Annotated in this window: 22 protein-coding genes; 7 read left to right on the plus strand and 15 right to left on the minus strand. The window is 73.3% G+C overall.

All coding sequences use genetic code 11. The features are described 5' to 3' along the window. Positions 1 to 122: 122 nt before the first annotated feature. Together ACWCQS_RS38430 and ACWCQS_RS38435 are read left to right on the plus strand one after the other, a co-directional pair. Positions 123 to 830 (plus strand): transketolase, encoded by a 708-nt coding sequence (locus tag ACWCQS_RS38430; RefSeq protein WP_451008784.1) that lies wholly within the window; start codon positions 123 to 125, stop codon positions 828 to 830. Between the two features lie 28 nt (positions 831 to 858). After that, the gene (locus tag ACWCQS_RS38435) at positions 859 to 1773 is read left to right on the plus strand and encodes a transketolase family protein (RefSeq protein WP_451008785.1); all 915 of its coding nucleotides are present in this window, start codon (positions 859 to 861) and stop codon (positions 1771 to 1773) included. Between the two features lie 64 nt (positions 1774 to 1837). Here ACWCQS_RS38435 and ACWCQS_RS38440 read toward each other — a convergent pair whose 3' ends face one another. From ACWCQS_RS38440 to ACWCQS_RS38505, 14 genes are all read right to left on the minus strand, one after another. After that, positions 1838 to 3121, minus strand: coding sequence for an MFS transporter (locus tag ACWCQS_RS38440; RefSeq protein WP_451008786.1), 1284 nt, complete (start codon positions 3119 to 3121; stop codon positions 1838 to 1840). 94 nt (positions 3122 to 3215) lie between these two features. After that, positions 3216 to 3575 (minus strand): MmcQ/YjbR family DNA-binding protein, encoded by a 360-nt coding sequence (locus tag ACWCQS_RS38445; protein ID WP_450986100.1) that lies wholly within the window; start codon positions 3573 to 3575, stop codon positions 3216 to 3218. 30 nt (positions 3576 to 3605) lie between these two features. Beyond that, entirely contained in the window at positions 3606 to 4136 is a 531-nt protein-coding gene (locus tag ACWCQS_RS38450) for an N-acetyltransferase family protein (RefSeq protein WP_451008787.1), read from the minus strand. Next, positions 4133 to 4717 carry a helix-turn-helix domain-containing protein gene (locus ACWCQS_RS38455; protein WP_451008788.1) on the minus strand — a complete coding sequence of 195 codons (585 nt, stop codon included), beginning with the start codon at positions 4715 to 4717 and terminating at the stop codon, positions 4133 to 4135. Before ACWCQS_RS38455 ends, ACWCQS_RS38450 begins: the two co-directional genes overlap by 4 nt. A gap of 51 nt (positions 4718 to 4768) precedes the next feature. Then, complete coding sequence (locus ACWCQS_RS38460; protein ID WP_451008789.1) at positions 4769 to 6142, minus strand: B12-binding domain-containing radical SAM protein; 1374 nt, start codon at positions 6140 to 6142, stop codon at positions 4769 to 4771. Positions 6143 to 6178: 36 nt separating this feature from the next. Beyond that, a complete protein-coding gene (locus ACWCQS_RS38465; RefSeq protein WP_451008790.1) occupies positions 6179 to 7081 on the minus strand; it encodes a LysR family transcriptional regulator in 903 nt (300 codons plus the stop codon). A 31-nt stretch (positions 7082 to 7112) separates the two neighbouring features. Further along, positions 7113 to 8306, minus strand: coding sequence for a glycine C-acetyltransferase (locus ACWCQS_RS38470; RefSeq protein WP_451008791.1), 1194 nt, complete (start codon positions 8304 to 8306; stop codon positions 7113 to 7115). A 45-nt stretch (positions 8307 to 8351) separates the two neighbouring features. Further along, positions 8352 to 9380 carry an L-threonine 3-dehydrogenase gene (gene tdh, locus ACWCQS_RS38475; RefSeq protein ID WP_451008792.1) on the minus strand — a complete coding sequence of 343 codons (1029 nt, stop codon included), beginning with the start codon at positions 9378 to 9380 and terminating at the stop codon, positions 8352 to 8354. Positions 9381 to 9569: 189 nt separating this feature from the next. Further along, positions 9570 to 10145, minus strand: a complete 576-nt coding sequence (locus ACWCQS_RS38480; RefSeq protein ID WP_451008793.1) for a GAF domain-containing protein — start codon at positions 10143 to 10145, stop codon at positions 9570 to 9572. 60 nt (positions 10146 to 10205) lie between these two features. After that, on the minus strand, positions 10206 to 10805 hold the full coding sequence (locus ACWCQS_RS38485) for a GTP-binding protein (RefSeq protein ID WP_388626882.1): 600 nt from the start codon (positions 10803 to 10805) through the stop codon (positions 10206 to 10208). Further along, a complete protein-coding gene (locus ACWCQS_RS38490; RefSeq protein ID WP_451008794.1) occupies positions 10783 to 11154 on the minus strand; it encodes a DUF742 domain-containing protein in 372 nt (123 codons plus the stop codon). The genes ACWCQS_RS38485 and ACWCQS_RS38490 overlap by 23 nt, the downstream gene beginning before the upstream one ends. A 2-nt stretch (positions 11155 to 11156) precedes the next feature. Beyond that, entirely contained in the window at positions 11157 to 11591 is a 435-nt protein-coding gene (locus ACWCQS_RS38495) for a roadblock/LC7 domain-containing protein (RefSeq protein WP_450986093.1), read from the minus strand. Positions 11592 to 11683: 92 nt separating this feature from the next. Then, a complete protein-coding gene (locus tag ACWCQS_RS38500) occupies positions 11684 to 14056 on the minus strand; it encodes a sensor histidine kinase (protein ID WP_451008795.1) in 2373 nt (790 codons plus the stop codon). Positions 14057 to 14619: 563 nt separating this feature from the next. Next, positions 14620 to 15786 carry an MBL fold metallo-hydrolase gene (locus ACWCQS_RS38505; RefSeq protein WP_451008796.1) on the minus strand — a complete coding sequence of 389 codons (1167 nt, stop codon included), beginning with the start codon at positions 15784 to 15786 and terminating at the stop codon, positions 14620 to 14622. 232 nt (positions 15787 to 16018) lie between these two features. Between ACWCQS_RS38505 and ACWCQS_RS38510 the strand changes: the two genes are divergently transcribed. Genes ACWCQS_RS38510 through ACWCQS_RS38525 form a run of 4 tightly spaced genes read left to right on the plus strand, consistent with a single transcriptional unit; the run spans position 16019 to position 22315 of the window. Next, on the plus strand, positions 16019 to 17176 hold the full coding sequence (locus tag ACWCQS_RS38510) for an acyl-CoA dehydrogenase family protein (RefSeq protein WP_451008797.1): 1158 nt from the start codon (positions 16019 to 16021) through the stop codon (positions 17174 to 17176). Then, entirely contained in the window at positions 17176 to 18831 is a 1656-nt protein-coding gene (locus ACWCQS_RS38515) for a 5-guanidino-2-oxopentanoate decarboxylase (RefSeq protein ID WP_451008798.1), read from the plus strand. The genes ACWCQS_RS38510 and ACWCQS_RS38515 overlap by 1 nt, the downstream gene beginning before the upstream one ends. Then, on the plus strand, positions 18828 to 20012 hold the full coding sequence (locus ACWCQS_RS38520; RefSeq protein WP_451008799.1) for a Glu/Leu/Phe/Val dehydrogenase dimerization domain-containing protein: 1185 nt from the start codon (positions 18828 to 18830) through the stop codon (positions 20010 to 20012). The genes ACWCQS_RS38515 and ACWCQS_RS38520 overlap by 4 nt, the downstream gene beginning before the upstream one ends. Continuing rightward, positions 20009 to 22315, plus strand: coding sequence for an acetate--CoA ligase family protein (locus ACWCQS_RS38525; RefSeq protein ID WP_451008800.1), 2307 nt, complete (start codon positions 20009 to 20011; stop codon positions 22313 to 22315). The genes ACWCQS_RS38520 and ACWCQS_RS38525 overlap by 4 nt, the downstream gene beginning before the upstream one ends. A 194-nt stretch (positions 22316 to 22509) precedes the next feature. Here the strand turns inward: ACWCQS_RS38525 and ACWCQS_RS38530 are convergent, their stop codons facing one another. Then, positions 22510 to 24063 carry an APC family permease gene (locus ACWCQS_RS38530; RefSeq protein ID WP_451008801.1) on the minus strand — a complete coding sequence of 518 codons (1554 nt, stop codon included), beginning with the start codon at positions 24061 to 24063 and terminating at the stop codon, positions 22510 to 22512. A gap of 190 nt (positions 24064 to 24253) precedes the next feature. Here ACWCQS_RS38530 and ACWCQS_RS38535 point away from each other — a divergent pair, with 190 nt between their 5' ends. Then, on the plus strand, positions 24254 to 24868 hold the full coding sequence (locus ACWCQS_RS38535; protein ID WP_451008802.1) for a TetR/AcrR family transcriptional regulator: 615 nt from the start codon (positions 24254 to 24256) through the stop codon (positions 24866 to 24868). Positions 24869 to 24958 lie beyond the last annotated feature (90 nt).

The raw sequence follows: 24958 nt of genomic DNA on the forward strand, positions 1-24958 counted from the left end.
CCGTTTGACCTGGGGTTTCCCCGGTCGAAACGCGCAGGGAAACAATACCGCACTCGGCTCGCTGATCGCGCACCGGTTTCCCGGTTGACCTCAAGCTTGGTTGAGGTTGCACGATCGTCGGCATGACGATCACAGCGGACGAAAGCCACGCGTACGGCTACGACGACCTGCCCGGCCTGATGAGTCTGATGACCGGCGACGAGAAGCACGGACCGGCGGCCACCTCCACCCTCGATGTGCTGTGGGTGCTCTACGACCGGGTGCTCCGGGTGACGCCGGAGCGGCGGGACGATCCCGCCCGCGACCGGTTCCTGCTCAGCAAGGGGCACGGCCCCATGGCGTACTACGCGGTGCTGGCCGCGAAGGGCTTCGTGCCGGTGGACTGGCTGCCCGGGTTCGGGTCGTACGACTCCCCGCTCGGGCATCACCCGGACCGGGTGCTGGTGCCGGGCGCCGAGATCGGCAGCGGCTCGCTCGGGCACGGGCTGCCGATCGCGGTGGGCAGCGCGCTGGGGCTGCGGGCGCAGGGGCTGCACGACCCGGCGGTCTGGGTGCTGATCGGGGACGCCGAGCTGGACGAGGGCAGCAACCACGAGGCGATCGCCTTCGCCGGGCCGGCCGGCCTGGAGCGGCTGCACACGATCGTGGTCGACAACTCCTCGGCCAGCCACGCCCTGCCCGGCGGGATCGCCGCCCGGTTCGAGGCGGCGGGCTGGTCGGCGGTGACCGTCGACGGGCGCGATCACGAGGCGCTGTACGCCGCGTTCACCGCGCCGCATCCCGGGCGGCCGCATGTGGTCGTGGCCCGCGTCGAGCCGAAGAACGCCTGACTCCCACCCCCTGGAAAGGCAGACCCTGATGGACACCATGCGTGACCGTTTCGCACCCGTCGTCTCCCGGCTGCTGGACGAGGACCCGCGCGTCGCGGTGGTCCTCGCCGAGATCGGCAAGGACGGCTTCCGCGAGGCCATGGCCCGACATCCCGACCGGGTCGTCAACGTCGGCATCCGCGAGCAGTTGCTGGTCGGGGCGGCGGCGGGGCTGGCGCTGACCGGGCTGCGCCCCGTGGTGCACACCTTCGCCAGCTTCCTCGTGGAGCGGCCGTTCGAACAGGTCAAGCTGGATCTCGGGCACCAGAACACCGGGGCGGTGCTGGTGAGCGCGGCCGCCTCCTTCGACTGGCCGGCCGGCGGCTACACGCACATGGCCCCGGGCGATGTGGCGCTCCTCGACACGCTGGACGGCTGGACCGTGCACGTGCCCGGGCATCCGGACGAGGCCGAGACACTGCTGCGCCACGCGGTCGCCGCGGGCGACGACAAGGTGTACGTGCGGCTGTCCGTGCAGGCCAATCGGCAGGGGCGGCTGATCGACGGCCGGCACTTCGTCACGGTCCGCGAGGGCCGTCGCGGTGTGGTCCTCGCCGTGGGCCCGGTGCTGGACTCGGTCCTCGCCGCCACGGAGGGCCTGGACGTGACGGTCCTGTACGCCACGACCGTACGGCCCTTCGACGCGGCGGGCCTGCGCCGGGCCACGGAGTCGGCGGGCACCGATGTCGTCCTGGTCGAGCCGTATCTCGCGGGCACCTCGACGACCGCGGTGAGCGAGGCGCTCGCGGACGTGCCGCACCGGGTGCTGGGCCTCGGCGTGGGCCACCGCGAGCTGCGCCGCTACGGGACGGTCGAGGAGCATGTGGCCGCGCACGGGCTGGACCCGGCGTCCTTGCGCGACCGGATCGGGCGCTTCATGGCGCCCACCCGCCGGACCGGCTGAGCACCGTGCGCGACTGCGGGTGCGTAGGGCGGATCGCGCAGTTCCCCGCGCCCCTTCGGGGCGCTCACCGCACGGGCGCGTCCGCTCGGACCAGGTCGCGTATCGCGGGGACCGCGAGCAGCGCCATGGCCACCGCCAGGCTGGTCGCGGCGGAGACCAGCAGGACGTGTCCGGCGCCGAGCGCATCGGCCGCCGGGCCGGCGAGGGCCTGGCCCACCGGCATCATGGCGAGGGAGCCGGCCACGTCGTACGCGTGGATGCGGTTGAGGACGTCCGGCGGGACCTGGGTCTGCACACTGGTCGCCCACATCACGCCCCAGAACGACATCCCGGCGCCCGCCACGGCCGCCCCCGCCGCCATCGCCGGCACACCGAGGCCCGCGCCGACGGCCGCCGGGAAGCCGAAGAAGACGAACAGGGAGAGCGCGCCGGCGCGGAGCATCCGGCGGGGCCGCAGCCGCAGGGCGAGCAGGCCGCCGACGACCGTGCCCGCGCCGAGGGCGGAGTTGACCAGGCCGTAGGCGCGCGGGCCGTGCTGCTGGACGACCTCCGTGGCCACGAGCGGAACGGTCGGACCCCAGACCGCGATCATGTACAGGCACCAGACGGCGATCACGCTCCACAGCCAGGTCCGGGACCGGAACTCGCGCCAGCCCTGGACCAGATCGGCCCGGAAGGCGCGCATTCCCCGGCCGGTGGCGGCACTTCCCCCCTCGGGGAGCGGGGGCAGCCGGAGCAGCAGCAGGCACAGGGCGCTCGTCGCGTAGGTGGCGGCGTGCGCGGCGAACACCGCGCCGGGCGAGGCGAAGCCGACCAGGAGACCGGCGACGGCCGGGCCGGCGAGCTGCGCGGCGGACTCGGCGATGCGGATCGCGCCGTTCGCACCCTGGATGTCGGCGGCCAGCCGGGGCACCGTACTGGCCACGCCCGGCTGGAAGACCGCACCCGCCACGCCGTTGACGAAACCGATCGCGCAGATCTGCCACAGCACCACCTGCCCGGTGAAGAACAGGCCCGCGGTGAGGGACTGGGTGACCAGTCGCACGAGGTCGGCGCCGATCATCAGCCTGCGGGTGCTGAACCGGTCGGCGATGACCCCGCCGAAGACGACGAGACCGGCGAACGCCGTCGCCGTCGAGGCCATGGCGAGGCCGACCGCGCCCGCGCCGTACCCGTGCTCCAGCAGACCGGCGGCGAGGGCCACGGGCAGCATCGTGTCGCCGAGGCGGGCGTCGGCCCGGGCCACGAAGAACAGCGCGAAGTCCCGGGACCAGACGGCCCGCCCGCCGGGCTGGGCCCCGCGCGCCCGCCGCGTGGTGATGTCGTGCCGTGAGTCCGTTCCCGTCATCGCGGTTGCTCCCTCCCCGCCGTCCCCTGCGGTGCCGCGCCCGGCTGCGCCGCGCGGGATGATGCCACGCCCGGCGCCCGCGCACGGGGGATTTTCACTCCCCGGACGGCAGCCCCAACTCGGGGTGCGCGTCGAGGAGTCGGGGCGGTGCGGCCTGCCGCCAGGAGTCGGCGAGGATGTCGCGCAGCTCGTCCTCGTCCTCCAGCGCGGCGAGTCTCGCTCTGACCCAGGCGAACTGGGCCTCGTGGTCGGCGATCCAGAACTTCTCCGGCTCGGCCAGCACCAGTTCGTCGCGCTCCTCCTTGGGGCAGCGCACGGCGATGGACGTCTCGTCCTCCGGCAGGGTCGCGAACATCTTCCCGGCCACCCGGAACGTGGGCATGCTCCACGCGACCTTCTCCGTGGTGTCCGGCAGGGACAGGGCGATACGGCGTACGTCTTCGGCATCCGGCATGCAACGCACGGTAGCTCCTGCCACTGACAGTCACCCGGCCGGCGGCTCCAGCCGCTTGTAGTACAGGGTCGTCGGGCGCAGTTCGCCGCCGGGGCTCTCCGCGTAGTCGGGGATGACGCCGGCCCGGGTCCAGCCGGCCGAGCGGTAGAGGTGCTCGGCGGGGCTGCCGGTCTCGGTGTCGAGGTGGAGCAGGGTGATGCCCGTGGCCACGGCGGCGTCCTCGGCGGTGGCAAGGAGGCGGCGGCCGAGACCCTGCCCGCGCGCGGAGCGGTGCACCATCAGCTTCACCAGTTCCGCGCGGTGGCGGCTGTTCGGCTTGTCGGGGTAGGCCAGGCTCACGGTTCCGGCCGGGCGGCCGGTGCCGTCGAGCGCCGCCCAGACGGCGAGCCGGCCCGCCGCCGTCGCCTCGGCCCGCTGCCGCCACCAGGCGGTGGCCTCCTCCTGCGTCAGTGCCGCGAGGAAGCCGACCGAGGCGCCACCGGCCACGGTGTCGGTCAGCAGTTCCGCCAACTCCCCAGCCCGCTCGCGTAGTTGTGCGGCGTTCCAGCGCTCCACCCTCATGGCCGCACCACCGCCAGCGCGTACCGTGCCTCGACGGGGCCGGTACACCGGAACCGGGTAGGGCCGAAGACGCGCATCCGCAGACAGTCTCCGGGGTCCAGGTGGTGGACCTGCTCTCCGTCGGTCACCTCCAGGGCGCCGTCGAGCAGCCACAGATGCTGTTCCAGACCGGGCACGGGCGGGCGGTCGTAGACGATGTCGGCACCCGGTGCGAGCCGGCCCTCGACCAGTTCGCCGCGGAGGCCGGCGTGCGGCGGGGACACGGACCGCCGGACGAATCCGGAGCCGCGGTCCTCCCAGATCGGCTGGTCGGCCGCCCGGACCAGCGGCACGGGTGCCGCCTCGACCTCGCTGAGCAGCTGGGACATCGTGCGGCCGTAGACATGGCAGAGCCGGTTCAGCACGGCGGCGGTGGGGCTGATCTCGGCGCGCTCGGCGCGTGACAGGGTCGACCGGCTCACCCCGCTGCGCTCGGCCAGCTCCCCCAGCGACCAGCCGTGCCCGGAGCGCAGTTCGGCGAGGCGGGCGCCGAGCCGGGCGTCGACGGGCTCCGGGCCCGATGCGACATCGTCCTGTTTCATATCAGAGATTCTATGCCATATATGAGACGAGCCAGGGCTCCAGGGTTCTCGTCATTCCCGCCCGCCGAACGCCGCCAGCGTCCGCTCCAGCATCGGCAGTGCCCGCACCACCCGGCGGGAGCGGATCAGCAGGTCCCAGGCGGGCTCGAACTTCTTCCAGCCGCCCGCGTAGGCCAGGTGCCGCAGCCGCTCGGGCCGGCCCGGCTGGGCCGCCGAGCCGCGCCAGATACTGGACCAGCGGTAGAAGTCGCGGTAGGCCCGCCAGTAGCCGTCCTCCAGCTGACGCGGTGTCATGCGCTTGGGCCGGTAGACGACGTGCCGGGTGTCGTACAGGTCCCAGTCGCGGTGCACGATGCGCCCTTCCGACTCCAGCTGCTTCCACAGCCCGGTCGACGGGTACGGCGTCATGATGTGGAAGGTCGCGGTCTCGATGCCCTGCTCGACGGCCCACTCCACGGTGCGGTCGAAGACGTCGGGGCCGTCCTGGTCGAGCCCGAAGACGAAGCTGGCGTTGACCATCACCCCGGCCTCGTGCAGGCGCCGAACCGCGGCCGCGTAGTCGGTGCCGATGTTCTGGTTCTTGCGCCGTTCGGCGAGGTTGGCGTCATTCACCGTCTCGAAGCCGACGAACAGACTGCGCAGGCCCGCCTCCACCGCCCGCTCCAGCAGCTCGGGCTGGAGCACGGAGTTGACCGTGCCCGCCGCCTGCCACAGCCGGCCCATCCCCCGCATGCCGTCGAACAAGGCCTCGGCGAAGCGCCGGTTGCCCAGCAGGTGGTCGTCGAGGAAGTAGAGGTGGCGGCCGGGGAGGCGGTCGATCTCGGCGAGGGCGTCGTCGACGGCCTGGGTGTAGAAGGACTTGCCGCCCTCGAAGAAGGCGTCCTTGTAGCAGAAGTCGCAGTGGTGGGGGCACCCCCGGGAGACCACGATCGAGTTGGGCACGAGGTAGAGGTGCCGTTTGATCAGATCGCGGCGCACCGGCGGCAGTCCGGCCAGGGTGCGCTGTGTGGAGTCGTAGCGGCGGGCCGGTACGCCGTCGCGGAAGTCCTTCAGGAACAGCGGCCAGGTGTCCTCGCCGGGCCCCGTGAAGACGGTGTCGGCGTGGGCCGCGGCCTCCTCCGGCAGCGAGGTGACGTGCAGACCGCCCATGGCCACATGGACGCCCCGGGCCCGGAAGTGGTCGGCTATCTCGTAGCTGCGCCGGGCCGAGGTGATGTACGGCTGCACCACCAGGAGGTCCGGGGTGTCCAGGGCCGCCGGGTCGATGCGCTCCACGTGTTCGTCGTAGAGCGTGACCTCGTCGTCCGGGTCGAGGTAGCCGGCCAGGGTGGCCAGGCCCAGCGGCGGGAACAGCGAGTACTTGATGGGCCTGAACAGCGGGCTGGTCGCTTCGGTCAGGGCCGGGAGGATCATCGTCACACGCATGACCTCCCAGACTGCGTGCGGCCGATGGCCGGTTCCCTACCCCCGGGCCGCCTCCCGCAGCGCGTCCAGCACCGGGCGGATCAGCGGATGCCCCTCGGCGCCACGCCGTACGGCGGCGAAGACGCGGCGCGTGGGGGCCACTCCGTCGACGGGGCGTACGACGACGCCGGTGAGGTCCATGCCGTTGAGCGCCGAGCGCGGTACGAGGGCCACGCCCGCGTCGGCCGAGGCGAGGGCGACGACCGCGCGGAAGTCGTCGGAGGAGTGCTCAAGGCGTGGCTGGAAACCGGCGCTCTCGCAGGCGAGGACGACCACGTCGTGGCAGGGGTTGCCGGGGTAAGGGCCGATCCAGGGGTCCTTGGCCAGCTCGGCGAGGGGCACCTCGGCGGCGTCCGCGAGGCGGTGGCCGACGGGTACGACCGCGTCGAACGGCTCGGCGTAGAGCGAGACGTGGGTGAGCCGGGGGTCGTCGGCGGGCGGGGCGCCCCGGTACTCCACGGCCACCGCGACGTCGACCTGCCGGTCCAGGACCATGGGCAGGCTGGCGTCGCCCTCGGCGTCCTGGACGCGGATGCGTATGCCGGGCGCGGTGTTCGCGAGCCGGGCCACGGCCGGGGCCACGACCTGGGCGATGCCGGTCGCGAAGGCGGCCACGGTGACCGTGCCCGCCTCGCCCGAGCTATAGGCGGCCAGCTCGGCCTCGGCCCGCTCCAGCTGGGCGAGGACCGCGTTGGTGTGGCTGAGCAGGATCTCGCCGGCCGGGGTGAGCCGTACGCCCTTGGCGCTGCGCTCGACCAGCCGGTGACCGGTCTCCTGTTCCAGGGCCGTGAGCTGCTGGGAGACGGCCGAGGGGGTGAGATAGAGCGCGGCGGCCGCCGCGGTGACCGTGCGGTGGTCGGCCACCGCACGGAGGATGTGGAGCCGCCGTGCCTCGATCATGCGGTCAATTATCGCAAGGCGTCCGCCCTGCTCAGGCCGTCAGCTCGGCGCGGGCCGCGACGAAGGCGTCCACCGCGCGGTTGACGTCCTCGGTGGAGTGCGCGGCGGACAGCTGGACGCGGATGCGGGCCTGGTCCTGCGGGACGACCGGGTAGGAGAAGCCGATCACGTACACACCGCGCTCCAGCAGCAGCTCGGCCATGCGGCCCGCCTTCGCCGCGTCGCCGATCATCACGGGGGCGATGGCGTGCTCGCCGGGGAGGATGTCGAAGCCCTCCTCGGTCATCCGGCGGCGGAAGAGGGCGGTGTTCTCGTTCAGCCGGACCCGCAGGTCGTCGGCGGACTCCAGCAGGTCGAGGACCTTCAGGGAGGCGGCGGCGATCACCGGGGCCAGGGTGTTGGAGAACAGGTACGGGCGGGAGCGCTGGCGCAGCAGGGCGACGATCTCGGCGCGGGCGGCGACATAGCCGCCGGAGGCGCCGCCGAGGGCCTTGCCGAGGGTGCCGGTGATGATGTCGACGCGGTCCATGACGCCGTGCAGCTCGGGGGTGCCGCGACCGGTCGGGCCGACGAAACCGACGGCGTGCGAGTCGTCGACCATGACCATCGCGTCGTAGCGGTCGGCGAGGTCGCAGATCTCGCGGAGCGGGGCCACATAGCCGTCCATGGAGAACACGCCGTCGGTGACGATCAGCCGGCGGCGCGCGTCGGACGCCTCCTTCAGCTTCGCCTCCAGGTCGGCGAGGTCGCGGTTGGCGTAGCGGAAGCGGCGGGCCTTGGACAGGCGGATGCCGTCGATGATGGAGGCGTGGTTGAGGGCGTCGGAGATCACCGCGTCCTCCTCGCCGAGCAGGGTCTCGAAGACACCACCGTTGGCGTCGAAGCAGGAGGAGTACAGGATCGTGTCCTCCTGGCCCAGGAACGCCGAGAGCCGGGCCTCCAGCTCCTTGTGCACCTCCTGGGTGCCGCAGATGAAGCGGACCGAGGCCATGCCGTAGCCCCAGCGGTCCAGGGCCTCGTGGGCGGCGGCGATCACCTCGGGGTGGTCGGCGAGGCCAAGGTAGTTGTTGGCGCAGAAGTTGAGGACCTCGCCGGGGCGGCCGCCGGCGGTGACGTTGACGGTCGCGGACTGCGGGGTGCCGATGACCCGCTCGGGCTTGTGGAGGCCGGCGGCGCGGATCTCGTCGAGGGTGGCGCGCAGGTCGTCGCGGACGGTGTCGAACATGGGGAAGCTCCTGAAAGTGCTGGCGCGGCTGGGAATTGACGTCGCTTACGCGGTCCAGTCGAGGATGACCTTGCCGCCCTTGCCGCTCGCGGCGTCGGCGAAGGCGGCCTCGAAGTCGCGGTAGCCGTAGCGGCCGGTGATCACGGGGGCGAGGTCCAGGCCGCCCTCCAGCAGCACCGACATCGCGTACCAGGTCTCGAACATCTCGCGGCCGTAGATGCCCTTGATGGTGATCATCGAGGTGACGATCCGGGCCCAGTCGACCGGGAACTCCTGCGCCGGCAGGCCGAGCATGGCGATACGGCCGCCGTGCGTCATGTTGGCGATCATGTCCCGCATGGCCTCGGGGCGGCCGGACATCTCCAGGCCGATGTCGAAGCCCTCGCGCAGACCCAGCTCCCGCTGCCCGTCGGCGATGGAGGTCTCCGCGACGTTCAGGGCGAGGCTCACGCCGATCTTGCGGGCCAGCTCCAGGCGCTCCTCGCTGACGTCGGTGATGACGACGTTGCGGGCGCCCGCGTGCCGGGCCACGGCGGCGGCCATCAGGCCGATCGGTCCGGCACCGGTGATCAGCACGTCCTCGCCGACCAGCGGGAACGACAGCGCGGTGTGCACGGCGTTGCCGAACGGGTCGAAGATCGCGGCGACGTCGAGGTCGACGGGGACCCGGTGCACCCAGACATTGCTCGCGGGCAGGGCGACGTACTCGGCGAAGGCACCGTCCCGGCCGACACCGAGGCCGACCGTGGCGCGGCACAGATGGCGGCGGCCGGCCAGGCAGTTGCGGCACTTGCCGCACACCAGATGGCCCTCGCCGCTGACCCGGTCGCCGATGCGGATGTCGCTCACGTCCCGGCCGGTCTCGACGACCTGCCCGACGAACTCGTGGCCGAGCACGAGCGGGGTCTTGATCGCCTGCTGCGCCCAGCCGTCCCAGGCCCGGATGTGCAGGTCGGTGCCGCAGATACCGGTCCGCATGACCTTGATGAGTACGTCACCCGGGCCGATCTCGGGCTCCGGGACGTCCGTCAGCCAGAGCCCCGGCTCCGCCTTCTCCTTGACCAGCGCCTTCACGCGTGCGGCTCCTGTGGGTGAGATCCCGGCCCGCGGGCATGCCGAAGACGCCCGCACCGGGTCAGAGGGGTGGAATCACCCTGCAATCTGCCGTATGCGCGGGCCGCGGGTCCATCGAGCTTTTCTTAACCGCCGCCTCAGCTTTCCTTCACGCCCCAGGTACCGGGGGCGATGACACGCCCCGGCCCGTCACAGGGGCAACCCGTCCTCGGCGCTCCGTTCGAGGCGTACGACGAGATCGGCGGCCAGCGCCTTGATGGTCTCCAGGCCGGACCGGCCCCAGACGCGGGGCTCGGTGTCGGCCGCGCACACGGTGCCGAGCGCCATGCCGAAGCTGTCGATGAGCGGGGCTCCGAGATAGGAGCGGATGCCGTACTCGTCCACCACGGGGTTTCCGGCGAACCGCGGATAGTCGCGGACGTCCTCGAGCACCAGTGCCTTGCGGCGGACCACCACATGGGGGCAGAACCCGTGCTCGCGCGGCAGGACCCGGCCGAACTCCGGCCTGCTGCCGTCCTCCCGGACCAGCGGCGCGATGGCGGGGACGCACAGACCGGCGAAGAACTGGTGGTCCTCGCCGACGAAGTTGACCATGGCGTAGGGCGCGCCGGTGAGCCGGGCGAGATGGTCCGCGAAGGCGTCCAGCGCCGGGGCGGGACGGTCCGCCAGGCCGAGCAGGCGCAGTCGGTGGACGCGGGCCGGGGCCTCCTTGTCCTCGGGGGTGAGCAGCAGACCCCGGACCGGCCGGGGCGGCTCGTAGGTCATGGCCGGGCTCCAGCGCTGTGGGCGTACCTCATGGGGAACTCCGTGGACGGTAGTGCGGGATCACATGTGGGCGCCGTGGCTCGGCGCCGTCGCGGGGGCGTGGGCGAGGAGGTGGCGTACGAGGGTGAGCAGGGTCTGCACGCCGGAGCTGGAGATCCGGGCGTCGCACCTGACGACGGGGATCGCGGGGTCCAGGTCGATGGCGGCACGCACCTCCTCGGGGTCGTAGCGGTAGCCGCCGTCGAACTCGTTGATGGCGACGATGAAGCCGAGTCCGCGCTCCTCGAAGAAGTCCACGGCCGCGAAGCAGTCCTGCAGCCGGCGGGTGTCGGCGAGGATCACCGCGCCGAGCGCGCCCTCGGACAGCTCGTCCCACATGAACCAGAACCGCTCCTGCCCCGGCGTGCCGAACAGGTACAGCACATGGTCCGGATCGAGGGTGATCCGGCCGAAGTCCATGGCGACCGTCGTCTCCATCTTGTTCTCGACGCCGTCGAGACTGTCCGTGCCGACGCTGACCGTGGTGAGCAGCTCCTCCGTGCTGAGCGGCGCGATCTCGCTGACCGCGCCCACGAAGGTCGTCTTGCCGACCCCGAACCCGCCCGCCACCAGGATCTTCAGCGCGGTCGGGAACGGGTCAGAGCTGTCGTCGTAGTCCATCGAGCACTGCCTCCAGCAGAGACCGGTCAGTGGGTGTGTGGTGGAAAGCGGGGGGCTTGGTGGTCAGCGCCCCGCAGTCGACGAGGTCCGAGAGCAGCACCTTGGTGACCACCGCGGGCAGTTTCAGATGCGCGGCGGCCTCGGCGACCGAGACGGGCGCCCGGCACAGGTCGAGCGCCTGGGCGTGCTCGGGGCCTAGATAGCCGAGCGGGGTGACGCCGGTGGCCATCACCTGGGACATCAGGTCCAGGGCGACGCTCGGCTCGGTGCGTCCATTGCTGACCGTGAACGGGCGCACCAGCCGTCCGGCCGCGTCGTCCAGCCACGGCCCGTCGCCGGCTGCGGCCACGCTCAAGGCCTCGTCGCCGTGGGTTCGACGGCGTGCTGCCGGGGGGCGGTCACCAGGTAGGGGCGGACGCTCTTGACGAGCATCGCCATCTCGTAGCCGAGCACGGCGGCGTCGGCCTCGCGGCCCGCGAGCACGGCGAGGCAGGTGCCGGAGCCGGCGGTGGTGACGAACAGCAGGGTCGAGTCCAGCTCGACGACGACCTGGCGGACTTCCCCGCCGTCGCCGAACCGGACGCCCGCGCTGCGGCCGAGGGAGTACAGGCCGGAGGCCAGGGCCGCCATGTGGTCGGCACTGTCGCTGTCGAGGCCGTGCACGGACTTCACCAGCCCGTCACAGGACAGGAGCACCGCGCTGGTGGTGTGCGGTACGCGCTGCACGAGGCCGCTCAGCAGCCAGTCGAGGTCGGATGCGTGTGCGGTCGGCGCATCGCTCGCCATGGTGGATCGACTCCTTGGGGTACGAAGGTCTGCGGGAGCGCTGGCGGTTGGGGGGAATGGTCGTGGTGATGGGGGTGGGTACGGTGCGGGCGTCAGCCGGCCGGGGCGCTCCCGTCGGGCCGGCCGGCGCCCCGGCCACCGTCGGATGACGGCGCGTGGGTGCGTCCCTGGGATATGGGGGTGGGATCCATGTGGTCGGGGCCCATGTGGTTCGAACTCGTATGGTCTGAGCCCATGTGGTCCGACTGCACACGGGGTGGGTCGGTGAACTCTGGTACGGCGGGCTGGAGGTGATGGCGCATCAGCGGTGCTGCGGCATGGGTGGCGTCCGTGGGGGCCGAGTCCATGCGGGCGGGCTCCGTGTGGGCGGCCTCCATGTGCGCGGACTCCATGTGGGCTGAGCCCATGAGCGCGGAGTCCAGTTGGTCGGCATCCGGACGGGCGGGCTCCCGGCTCTCCATGTGCTGCTGCGCCTCGGCGAGTCCGATCCCGCGCTGGAAGGCCGCCATCAGCCCCGGGTCGTGGCCCGGGACGGTGTCGCCCTCCTGTCGGGGTACGGGACCGCCGCGCAACTGGGGGACGATGTGCTCCTGCGCGCGGCGCCGGGGCAGTTGGGGCTTGTTCATGGTGCCGCGCACGGTGCCGCTGCGCGGGGTGGGCAGGATGCCCGCGTGCGCCTCGATCGCCGCCCGGTCCCCGGTGCCGATGCCGGGCACGGCCTCGGCGGGGGTGGGCCGGTCCTGCCGGGCGCCCCGCACCGGAAGCGGCGCGAGGCCGCCTCCGTTCCGCCGGCCGTCACCGCTCTCACCGGGCCGTACGTCCCCGCTCCCGGCGTCGCGCCGCCCGCTCGCGCGCTGGGCGTGCCGTCGCCGGCCGGTCAGCTGAGCCGGGTCGCCCGGTGAGCCGCCCTCTCCCGCGGAACCCAACGCGGGGCCTGCACCGGCCACGGCCCCCGCGCCTGCGGCGGGCTCGGCCTCCGGCCCGGCACCGCCGCGCGCGGGGCCGGCATCCCCGGACCGCGCTCCCGGCACAGGCGCAGGCACGGCTGCGGGCGCCGGCGCGAGCCTTCGCTCCTGCTCCAGCCCGTGCCCCTGCCGCCCGCCAGACCCACCGGCCTGCCCCTGACCCTGTCCACCGCTCTGGCCCGGAAGCCGTACCTGCGGCGAGGCCCCGGTGTCCGCCGGATCCTGCGGCCGGTGCACGCCCGTCCCGGTGGCCGCACCGGCGATCGTGCCGTCGACCACGCCGCCCGCCCCGGGCGCCGTGCCCAACAACGCCTGCGGGACCACGAGTACGGCCTGCACACCGCCGTAGATGTTGGTCTGCAGCCGCACATGGATGCCGTGCCGCCGGGCGAGCTGGGAGACGACGTAGAGGCCGATGCGACCGTCGGCCAGCAGACTGGCGACGTTGACCTGGTCGGGGTCGGCGAGCAGGGCGTTCATCCGGTTCTGCTCGCCGACGGGCATGCCGAGCCCGCGGTCCTCGACCTCCACGGCCAGCCCGGAGGTGACGAGGTTGGCGCGCAGCAGCACCTGGGTGTGGGGGGCGGAGAACACCGAGGCGTTCTCGATGAGTTCGGCGAGCAGATGGATGACGTCCGCGACGGCGTGGCCGCGCAGTTCGCCGTCGATCGGCGGCACCAGCTTCACCCGGGAGTACTGCTCGACCTCGGCGATGGCGGAGCGCAGGACCTCGGTCATGCTGACCGGGTTGCTCCACTGGCGCCGGGAGACGGCGCCGCCGAGCACGGCGAGGTTCTCGGCGTGGCGCCGGATGCGGGTGGCCAGGTGGTCCACGTGGAACAGGCCCTTGAGCAGGTCGGGGTCCTCGATCTCGTTCTCGAGGTCGTCGAGGATCGAGATCTCCCGGTGCACGAGGGACTGGAGCCGGCGCGCGAGGTTGACGAAGACCTCCAGCTTCTGCTCGCTGCCCGCCTGGCTGGAGAGCTGGGCGGCGCGCACGACGGCGGTGACGGCGCCGTCGTGCGCGCGGGCCAGGTCGGCGGCGAGCAGTTCGAAGTCGTCGGCGTCCTCGGGCGGCCGGCGGCGCGATGTGCGCTGCGGCGGGGGCTCCCCCTGGCGCAGCGCGTCTACCAGGGCGTGCAGGTCGGCCTCGCCGCGCGCGGCGGTGCGGCGCAGCGCGTCGACGCGGTCGGAGACCGAACGGGCGGCCCGGTCGGCGGCCACGGCTGCGATGAGGATGCCGGCGACGGCCACGGTGACCGCTCCGGCCAGTACGGCCCACAGCACGGGCCCGGTGCGGGCGCCGGAGGAGCGGATGCTGAACAGCACGGCGGCGGTGGCGCTCAGCGCGACCGCGAGGGGTGGCAGCACGGCAAGGCGCATGAGCTGGGGCCGTATGTGCGTCTCGGGCAGTGCGGGAGCGGGTCGGGCGACCGGTCGCCCGTGCCGACCGCCCTCGCGGCGGTCGGCACGGGCGGCCGGTGCTCGGAGGTGAGACATCTGCGTCCTCGTACTAGTCCGTCGGGCTGCCATGCGGCCACTGACAGTAGTCGCCTCCCCCTCATGTGCGGGGGGCAGTTGACAAAGTCCCGCAGGATTGGTCCCGCTCTGGTATGAGGCCTCGTACGACAGACCGATTACCCGGTCAGGCACGGAAGTTGAACCCGAAACACATCGATACGATTCGCGCAGAAACCATCACGACGACGCGATCGTCGTCGCGGCAGATTGTTACGGAGAGTATCTGCTTTGGCCTTGGCTGGGGCGTGAAGACTGAAGATTCACGTACGCCTCGTCGAATCCGGCGCGGGCGAGGACGGCGAGCATGGGCTCGGTCGACTGGAGCCAGGCCCTCGGGCGGCGGGCCGCCCGGCGCGGTTCGGCCCGCCGGGGCGGTTCGGCCGGTACGGCGCCGGCGTCGGCGCGGGGCCGCCCAGGTCGGCCGCCAGGCGGCGCATGGTCAGGGCCGCGAGCCCGTCACGGTCGACGAGGGCGACAAGCCGCGCTGAGCCCCGGCGGGCGACCGAGGCGCCCAGGCCCTCGGGGGTGACGGCTCAGCGGCGTCACCTCCGAGCGGGCGGCTCCGCCACGAACGCGCCGACCGAGCGCCAGGTGCGCCGCAGCTCCCCGGAGACGCCGCGCCACCACGCCTCCGCCGGGAGCTTGCCCGCCGGCTCGAAGGGCTCGCCCGGGCGGGGCAGGGCCACGGCCTGGCCGGCCTCCTCGGCGGCCTCCTTCGTCCACTCACCCGGCTCGGCCCAGGGGTGCGGGGCCAGGTTGAAGGTGCCCCAGTGGATCGGCAGCAGCGCGCCGTGCGGTGCTCCGCCCTGCAGGTCGAGGTGGGCGCGCAGGCCCTCCTCGGGGGTCATGTGGATGTCGGGCCAGAACTCGCTGTAGGCGCCGATCTGGATCATCGTGGCGTCGAACGGGCCGTGCTCCGCACCGATGTCCTTGAAGCCCTCGAAATAGCCCGTGTCACCGCTGTGGTAGATCCGGTGCTCGTCGCCGGCGACGGCCCAGGACGCCCAGAGGGTGTGCTGGGTGTTGCGCAGGCCGCGGCCGCAGAAGTGCCGGGCGGGCGTCGCGGTGAGGGTGAGGCCGCGGACTCGCGTCGACTCGTGCCAGTCCAGCTCGCGCAGCCGGTCCGGGGAGACGCCCCAGTGTTCGAGGTGGGCGCCCACGCCGAGCGGCACGGCGAAGACGGTGTCCGTGCCGGCCAGCGCCTTGATCGAGGGCAGGTCCAGGTGGTCGTAGTGGTCGTGCGAGATGACGACCACGTCGACCTCGCCGAGCGCGGCCAGCGGCAGCGGCACGGGGTGCAGCCGCCTGGGGCCGGCGAAGGGGAACGGGGAGCAGCGCTCGCCCCATACGGGGTCGAACAGCACCCGGTGACCGTCGATCTCCGCGAGGACGCTGGAATGGCCCATCCAGGTCAGCCGCAGTCCGGTGGCGGGCGGCTTGGCCAGGTCGGCGAAGGTGGTGGGATGCACCGGGACGGTGCCCTTCGGGGCCCTCAGGGGCCGGGTTTCCTTGTCGAGGAACACCTTCGCGAGGTCCAGCGTGGACCCGGAGGGCCGGGTGCGCGCGGTGCCGCCCGGGTTCTGGAAGACGCCGTCCTTGAAATGGGGGGAGCGGCGGATGCGTGCCAGGCGCTCTCCGCCCGGTTCCGCGCCGAAGGCCGCGGGCCGCAGGGCGCGGAGCCCGGAGCTCGAGGAACGCAGTCCGGTCACGGTACCTCCCGGTGGAGTGGGTGAGGCTCCCCATTATGGTCGGCCCCTCCGACAGTCCGGCCCCGGCGGGGGTACCTCAGCGGGCCCGGCGGCACGCTACTGAACCTCGGGCCAGCACGTTGACAGGGTGCGGACCGGCTTCGGATACTGACTCACGATTCAGTAGAGCGTTCTGTGGAGCTCTGCCCGGCGCCCTTCGCCGACCACCGTCCGCGGCCGCCTTGGAGGCACCATGTCCGACCTCCCCACCGAGCTGGTCCCGCTCCGCCCCGAACAGCGCGACGTCGTCGATCTCGCCCGTGCCTTCGCCCGCGAGGAGATACGGCCACGCGCGCGTGCCGTGGACGAGGCCGACGTGGAGACACCCTGGGACCTGTGGCGCAAGGCCGCCGCGGTCGGCATCACCGGGTTCATGCTGCCGGAGGAGTACGGCGGGGGCGGCTTCACCGACGTCTTCACCCAGTGCCTGGTCCAGGAGGAGCTGTGCGTGGGCGACCTGGGCATCGGCAACCTGCTGTGCTCCAACGGCTTCTTCGCCGACCCCGTCCTCGAACTCGGCACCAAGGAGCAGAAGCAGGAGTGGCTGACCCCCCTCACCGGCCCGGACACCCCGATGACGGCGCTGGCGACGACCGAGCCCGGCGCCGGCTCCGACGCCGCGTCGATCGTCACCGCCGCACACCGCACGGCCGGCGGCTACCGGCTGCGCGGCCAGAAGGCGTGGATCTCGAACGCGGGCGAGGCCGAGAGCTACGTGGTCTTCGCCAAGACCGACCCCACCCGGCGCTCGCGCGGGGTCAGCGCCTTCCTGCTGCGCAAGGGCACCGAGGGGATGACCTTCGGCGAGCCCATGCGCAAGATGGGGCAGCGGGCGATCGTCTGCCGGGAGATCTTCTTCGAGGACGCGTTCGTACCCGAGGAGCACCGGCTCGGCGCCGAGGGCGAGGGCTTCGTCGGGCTGATGCGGACCTTCGACATCTCCCGTACGGTGCTGGGCGCGGCGGCGACGGGAGTGGCCCGGGCGGCGTACGAGTACGCGCGCGACTACGCCCGTGAGCGGCGGCAGTTCGGCAAGCCGATCATCGAGCACCAGGCGGTCGCCTTCCGGCTCGCCGACATGCGCACGCGCGTGGAGCAGGCCCGGCTGATGACCTGGCGGGCGGCCCGCCGGCTGGACGCGGGTCTGGAGGCGACCGCGGAGGCCGCGATGGCCAAGCTGACGGCGTCGGAGACGGCCGCGTACTGCACCTGGGCGGCCGTGCAGACGCTCGGCGGCTGGGGCTACTCGCGGGAGTTCCCGGTGGAGCAGTGGATGCGGGACGCCAAACTGGAGGAGATCGAGGAGGGCACCTCCGACATCATGCGGCTCGTCATCGCGCGGAGTCTGTGATGGGTGCTCTCGCCGAGCCGGTGTCCCAGGCCGCCGACGACGGGCTGCTGACGGGTGGCCAGGCGCTCGTACGGGCCCTGCGGGCGCACGGCGTGACCCGCATCTTCGGCATCCCGGGCACCCACAATCTGGAGATCTACCGGCATCTGCCCGCCTACGGCATCGACCATGTGACGCCCCGCCACGAGCAGGGTGCCGGGTACGCGGCCGACGGGTACGCGCGCGTGACGGGCCGTCCGGGGGTCGTGCTGACCACGACCGGGCCCGCCCTGCTGAACGCGGCGGCCGCCGTCGGTGAGGCCTACGCGGACAGCGTGCCGCTGCTGGTCGTCTCGCCGGGCATGCCGCTCGGCCATCCCCGGCTGGCCTCCGGCGCGCTGCACGAGATGCGCAGCCAGACCGACGCCCTGCGCGGGGTCGCCGCGTTCAGTCACCGGGTCTCGTCGGTCGCGGAGATCGACGCGGCCGTGGCCCGGGCGTTCACCCTGTTCCGCATCCGGCGCCCGCGCCCCGCCCACATCGAGGTGCCGCTGGACCTGCTGACGGCCACCCAGGTGCTGGGGCCCGTCCGGCGAGCCCCGTGCACCCCACGGCCCGCGCCCGCCCCGGAGGCCGTACGACGGGCCGTCACGTACCTCTCCGGCGCCCGCCGCCCCGCGCTCGTGCTCGGCGGCGGAGCCGTCGGCGCGCGGGCGCAGTGCCGCGCCCTCGCCGAGCGCCTGGGCGCGCCCGTCGTGACCACGGCGGCCGGCAAGGGCACGGTCGCGGAGACCCATCCGCTGTCCCTCGGCGTCTCCCTGCACAGCCCCGCCGTGCAGAAGTGGCTCGCCACGCGGGACGCCGTCCTCGCCGTCGGCACGGAGCTGTCCGAGTCCGATTTCTGGACCGTCCCACCACCGCTGGACGGCACGCTCGTACGCGTCGATCTCGACCCGGACCAGATGTACGCGGGCGCCGCGGTGGACGTACCGCTCGTGGCGGACGCGCGGCTCGCCCTGGAGGCCCTGCTGGTGGAACTGCCGGACGACCGGCACGCGCGCGTACCCCGAGAAGACCCGCACACGCGCGTGGCCGGCGAGGTGGCCGCCCTGCGCGCCGCGCGCGATACCGAGACGGCCGCGCGGGACGCCCGCTGGATCCCGTATCTGCGGGCGGTGCGCGCGGTGCTGGCGGCCGATGCCGTCATCACCTCCGACAGTGCCCAGTGCTGCTACTACGGCGCCCTCCCCCACCTGCTCGTCGGCCCCGAGGGCCGGTATCTGCATCCCACCGGCTTCGGCACCCTCGGCTACGCGCTGCCCGCAGCGCTGGGCGCCAAGGTCGCCGAGCCGCACCGGCAGGTGCTCGCACTGAGCGGGGACGGCGGACTGCAGTTCACGGTGCAGGAACTGGCGACCGCCGCACAGCTCCGACTCCCGTTGCCCATAGTGGTGTTCGACAACGGCGGCTACGGCGAGATCCGCGACGAGATGCGGGCGCGCGGCGACGCGCCGGCCGCGGTGGACCTCGCGCCGGTCGACCTGCCCGCCCTGGCCCGCGCCTATGGAGGACACGGCACGCGCGCGTGCGACCCGGCCGCGTTGGCGGACGCCGTGACGGAGGCCCTCGACCGGCCCGGCCCCACTCTGATCACCGTCCCCGAGGAGACCGCATGACCGCCACCGCTCCCCTGATGTCGCTCGTCTGGACCGACCACGTCACCGGCCGCCGGGGCTTCCTGGTCGTGGACCGGCTGGTGCGCGGCGTGGCCAGCGGCGGGCTGCGGATGCGCCCCGGCTGCACGCTGGAGGAGGTGGCCGGGCTCGCCCGCGGCATGACGATGAAGGAGGCGCTGCACTACGACCCCGAGGCACGCTATGTGCCCCTCGGCGGCGCCAAGGGCGGCATCGACTGCGACCCCCAGGACCCGCAGGCGTACGGACTGCTGGTGCGCTATCTGCGTGCCATGCGCCCGTACATCGAGAGTTTCTGGACCACCGGCGAGGACCTCGGCCTCACCCAGGACCTGGTCGACCGGGCGGCGGCCGAGGCAGGTCTGGTCTCCTCCATCCAGGCCGTATACCCCCTGCTGGACGACGAGGCGGCGGCCCGCGAGCGGCTCGCGGCCGCCTTCGCGGTCGAGGTGGACGGCATCGGCCTGGACGAACTGGCCGGCGGCTGCGGGGTCGCCGAGTCGGTGCTCGCGGCGCTGGACCGCGCGGGCGTCCCGTACCCGGGCACCCGGGTGGCCGTGCAGGGGCTCGGCACGATGGGCGGGGCCACCGCGCGGTTCCTCGCACGCGCGGGGCTGACGGTGGTGGCGGTCGCCGACATCAAGGGGACCATCGCCAATCCCGCGGGGCTTCACGTCGAGGCCCTGCTGGCCGCGCGGGACGGTTACGGCGCGGTGGACCGCCGTGTGCTGCGCCCCGGCGACCGCGAACTGCCCGGCGACGCCTGGCTGTCCGCCGACGCGGAGGTGCTCGTGCCGGCGGCCGTGTCGTACGCGATCGACACCGCCGACCAGGACCGGATCCGCGCCCGCTGGATCGTGGAGGCCGCCAACATGCCCGTACTTCCGGAGGCGGAGGAGCTGCTGGCCGCGCGGGGGGTCACCGTGCTGCCGGACGTGGTGGTCAACTCCGGTACGAACGCCTGGTGGTGGTGGACCCTGTTCGGCGACATCGGCGCGGACGCCGACGAGGCCTTCACGCACATCCGGCGCTCCATGCGCGCCCTGATCGGCCTGATCCTCGACCGTGCGGACGCCGACGGCACGACCCCGCGCGCGGCCGCCCACGCCCTGGTGACCGACCGGCTGCCGGTGATCGCGGACCGCTTCGGGTGGTACCGGTGAGGGGCTCCGGTGCGCCTTCCCCCGACGCGCTGTTCGACCCCGCCTCGGTCGCCGTCGTCGGCGCCTCCGCGCAGCCCGGGAAGTGGGGGTACTGGCTGGCCAAGGGGGCGCTGGCGGGGCGGGCGCGGCGGGAGGTGCACCTGGTGAACCGGCGGGGCGGCAGCCTGGACGGCGTGCCGTTCCGGGCCGGGCTCACCGGGCTCGCCTGCGAGCACGTCGTGGTGGCCGTGCCGCCCGCGCAGGTACGGCCCGTGGTGGCCGAGGGCCTGGCGGCCGGCGCCCGCCACTTCACCGTCATCACCTCCGGCGGGGACCCGGCCGGGGAGCGCGCGCTGGCCCGCGAGGTGACCGCCCGGGGCGCCCGGCTACTCGGCCCCAACTGCATGGGCCTGGTAGACACGGGCAGCGAACTGCGGCTCAGCTGGGGCGAGTTCCCGGCGGGTGCGGTTGGCTTGGTGTCGCAGAGCGGGAACCTCGCGCTGGAGATCGGGCGGCTGCTCGCCCGCGCGGGACAGGGCTTCTCCCGGTTCGTCTCGCTCGGCAACCAGCGCGACATCGACGCGGCGGAGGCCCTGGAGACGCTCGTCGCGCACGCGCCCACCCGGGTGCTCGCCGCCTACGTGGAGGACTTCCGCGACGGCCGCCGTCTCGCCCGAGTGCTGCGGGCCGCGCACGCGGCGGGCAAACCGGTCCTGCTGCTCACGGTCGGCCGCAGCCCCGCCGCTGCGGGCGCTGCCGCCTCCCATACGGGCGCGCTGGTCAGTTCGTACGACACGGTGGCGGCCGTCTGCCGGGACAGCGGCGCGCTGCTGCTGGATTCGGCGGGCGAGCTGGTGGACACGGCGGTGTGCCTGCTGGCCGTGCGCGGGTGGTGGCCGAGGGGAGGGAGGAGCGAGCGGGGGTCGGACAACGCTGGTGGGCAAACGCTCGATGGCCCACGCCTGTTGGCCAACAAGTGTGGGCAAACCCTGGCAGGGGACAACGCTTGTGGACAAACAGGCGTTGGCGAACAGGCGTTGGCCGTGCCGGCCGACGACCGCCGACACCCCCCGGCCGGGGTCGGCGTTTCCCAGCCAACGCCAGTCCCGCCCACATCCGTTGGCCAACCGCCGTTGACCGACCCCCGCCGTCCCGCCGCCCTCCGCATCGCGATCGTAGGAGACAGCGGTGGTCAGGGAGCCCTCGCCGCCGACGCGTTCGCGATGCGCGGCGCCCAGGTGCCGGAACTGTCGGCCGCCACGGTGTGTCGCGTGGCCGAGGCGCTGCCGCCCGGCGCCGGCTGCCGTAACCCCGTCGACCTGGCGGGCGCGGGCGAGGCCGATCTCGGCAGCTACGCGCGCGTGGCGGAGACACTGCTGGGCAGCGGGGAGGCCGACGCGGTCGTCCTGACCGGCTACTTCGGCGACTACGCCAGCGGGGACCCCCAACGCGCCGCCCACGAGTGCGAGGTGGCCGGCGCACTCGCCGACGCCGCCGCCCGTTCCGGACGCCCGCTGCTCGTGCACACCATGGCCCGCGACACCCCTGCCCTCGCGGTCCTGCGCGAGCGCGGGACACCGGTGTACGAGCGCATCGAGCAGGCGGCCACAGCCCTCACCGGGGCCGTACGACTCTCCGCTGCGGCGGCGACCGACCCGCCGCCTCTCCCCCGCCCCGCGCCACCCGCGCCCGACGGCGGTTACGAGACCGTCCGCGCCCTGCTCGCCGCCCGTGGACTGCACTTTCCCCAGGCGGAGTTCGTGACCGACTCCGAGGAGGAGGCGGTCGCGGCGGCCCGGCGCCTGGGCTTCCCGGTCGTGCTCAAGGCGATGGGCCTCGCGCACAAGACGGAGGCAGGCGGGGTCGCGCTGGGCCTCGGCGACCCGGACGCCGTACGCGCGGCCCTGGCCCGGATGCGCGCGTCCACCGGCGCCGCACGCTACGCCGTCGAGGCCATGGCGGCACCGGCACACGCCCACGAGCTGATCGTCGGCGTCCGGCACGACCCGGCGTTCGGCCCGGTCGCCCTGGCCGGCATGGGCGGCGTCACCGCGGAACTGCACGCCGACACCGCGCTCGCCCTGGCCCCGCTCACCCCGGCACGCGCGCGTGCGCTGCTGCTCGGGCTGCGCCACGCACCCCTGCTGACCGGCTGGCGCGGCGCCCCGCCCGCCGACCTGGAGTCCGCCGCGACCGCCCTCTGCGTGATCACCCAAGTGGCCGCCGCGCACCCGGAGTTCACCGAGCTGGAGGTCAACCCGCTGCTGGTGCACCCGGACGGCGCGCTCGCGCTGGACGCGCACGCGGTCGTCCGGGGCGCATGACGAAAGCTGACAGCGGGGGGCCTCGGCGCCGCTGGACGACGACGTCATGGCGCGGACGAGTACCGGCGGAAGTGCCACGCCCGCGCAGCGGCCCGAAACGACGACATGCGATCACGGAGGGCCTGCCGGCGCCCCTCGGCCGCGAAGCCTTCCGCGATCGCCCGCCCGCGATGTCAGGGAGCGCGGAGCGCCCGCTACCCCTTCTCCCTGCGCGTTCGCACCCCCGCCGCATAGAAGCCCAGCCCGATGACCACGAACAGCACCAGCGGTACGACCTGGCTGAGGGTGTAGGCCGCCCGTTGCCCGGCGAAGGAGTGCGGGAGTGAGTCCGCGGGGCTGCCGCCGGTGCCGAACCAGCCGACGCCGAAGCCCGGCCAGATCAGGACGACGACCGTGAAGGCCACGAAGACGGTGGCGAGGCCGCTGACGAGGCGGGCGCCGAGCAGCCCGCCGGGGACGGCGTAGGGGCGGGGCACGTCCGGGTGCTTGCGGCGCAGGACGGCGAGGCTCGGGAAGGTGATGACGTAGGAGATGAAGGTGGTGGAGATGGTCAGGCCCAGGCCGGCCGCGAAGTACTTCTCGCCGTCGCCGCCGGTGAGGTTGAGGGCGGTCACGAACAGCGCGGAGGCGAGGACGGCGGAGAGCAGGTTCACCCGGACCGGAGTGCCGTGTCTGGTGGAGATGTGGCCGAGCCAGGCGGGACCGGCGCCGTCCGCGCAGGCCACGGCCTGGGCGCGGTGGGCTCCCATGGCCCAGGTGACGCCCGAGGTGAGCAGCCCGACGATGAGTCCGGCGGCCGCGATCCCGCCGCACACCGCGCCGAAGCCGGTGAGGGTGACCGTGCCGTCCGCCGCGATCGAGCCGCCGTAGACCGTGAAGACGGCCTTGCAGGCGTCGACGAACCCGCCGAGGCTGCCGATGCGTTCGCTCGGCAGGACGAACAGGATGCCGAGGATCGGGCCGCCGTAGAGCACGAGTGCGGCGAGGCCGGAGCGGAGGATGGACAGCGGGATGTCCCGGCGCGGGTTGCGCATCTCCTCGGCCGCCGAGCTGGGGAGTTCGAAGCCGACGTAGTTGAAGATCAGCACGGGGACCAGGGCGACGAAGCCGGTGTACGTCGGCGTGAAGCCGCCGGCGGGCAGGGCGTGCACGCCGTTGCGGACGGCGTAGACGACGACCGAGACGAGGAAGAAGCCCAGCAGGACGACCCGGGCGGCGGCACCGGCGATCGGCACCCACTTCCCGATCCGCACCGACTGGACGACGGCCAGCGCGCCGCCCCAGATGAACACGAACCCGGCGAGGTACTTCCAGGCGCCGGGGAGCGGGGTGAAGAACTCCTCCCAGGTCGTCAGGGCGATGATGCACAGGCTGCCGCCCACCCAGACCGGATTGGAGATCCAGTACAGCAGCTGGTTGACGCCCGCCGTGAGCCGTCCGAAGGCGAGCCGGGTCCACACGTACGGGCCGCCCTGTACCGGGAAGGCGGCGCCGAGTTCGGCGACGAGCAGGCCGTACGGCAGGAAGAACGCGAGCGCGAGGATCGCCATCCAGGTCAGGCCCTGGGGTCCCTGGGCGGCCACCGAGCCGATGGTGTCGAGGCCGACGAGCGTGCAGATGAGGAAGAACAGCACGTCGAGCCGGCGCAGATCCTTGCGGAGCCGGGTGCGCTGCTCGCCCCAGCCGACGGAGAGATCGGGTGTGTCGGGGCCTTGTGGGTGCGCGGAGGTGGTCGGGGCGTGGGTCACGGGCGGACTCCTACGGGCGCGGGCTGACTCCTACGACGGCGGGGGGTGGCGTTGGCACGGTGGCCGACTGTGGCAGCGGATCGCTTACTGACTGAACGAGCAGTCAGTAGTGCGGGTACTGTGGCCCCGGCCGCACAGGGGTGTCAAGAGGCCGTCGGCGCATGTCCGGGCGGCTGTGTAAGGTGACCGCGTGGCGAGAGTGCGGTTGAGCGTGGCCGAGCGGCGGGAGGAACTGCTGCGGGCCGCCATCGGGCAGATCGAGGCGCGGGGCGTGGCGGCGGTCAGGATCGCCGACGTCGCGGCGGCGCTCGGGGTGAGCAACGCGCTGGTGCTGTACCACTTCTCGACGAAGGAGAAGCTGGTCGCCGCCGCGTTCACCTACGCGGCCGAGGACGATCTCACGCATCTGCGCAAGCTGCTGGGCCGGCGGACGTCCGCGCTGCGCCGGCTGCGGGCCGCGGTGCGCTGGTACGCGCCGACCGGGCAGGCCAAGGGATGGCGGCTGTGGATCGAGGGCTGGGCCGTGGCCCTGCGGGAGCCGGCCCTGCGGGAGGTCACCCGGGACCTGGACAAGCAGTGGAAGGCCGCGATCACCGAGGTCATCGCCGAGGGCGTCGCGGCGGGCGAGTTCGCCTGTGCCGATCCGGCCGGTGCCGCGCTGCGGCTGACCGCACTGCTGGACGGGCTCGCCGTGCAGCTGACGTCGTACCCGGGAGCGGTGCCGCGGACGCGCGCGCAGGAATGGGTCGACGACGCGCTGGCACGGGAACTGGGCCTGGACCGGGAGGCGTTGACGGAGCGCTAGGCCCTGTCGTCAAATTCCCGTCGTCCGCCCGCAGGGCGGGCTCGGCGGCGTCTGGTGCGTGCGATCGCAAGGCGCCGGAGCGCCCTCGTG

Source organism: Streptomyces sp. NPDC002076 (assembly GCF_053593835.1).